This is a genomic window from Dellaglioa sp. CoH-57-MRSF-22, from assembly GCF_056781895.1.
Genome location: NZ_JBXAXT010000258.1, coordinates 1 through 244, shown reverse-complemented (window position 1 = coordinate 244; position 244 = coordinate 1). Strand labels below are relative to the sequence as shown.

General features: G+C 53.7%; 1 pseudogene. It reads left to right on the top strand.

The features are described from left to right. Positions 1–97 precede the first annotated feature (97 nt). Positions 98–244, top strand: a pseudogene (locus AC1RPR_RS09005) (DUF3850 domain-containing protein); the annotation flags it as partial.

Here is a 244-nt window from a genome sequence, read left to right as displayed (position 1 = left end):
CCTAACTTGTTAGAAATGAATTACCAGTGAGCGACGGCCCGAGGTCCACGATCTTAAATCGGACCCTAGTCCATTTTAAGACGCGTGGTCCGGGTCCAAGAAAGCGGAGGTGCGAGTCAACGACCGCAATTTTCAGGTTCGTGATTGGCTGTTTGTGCGTGAATTTCGTGAGGGCCGGGTCCAAGACCGCGAGTTCATGGCCCGCATCACCCACATACAGTCAGGATATGGGTTGCCCGAGAAC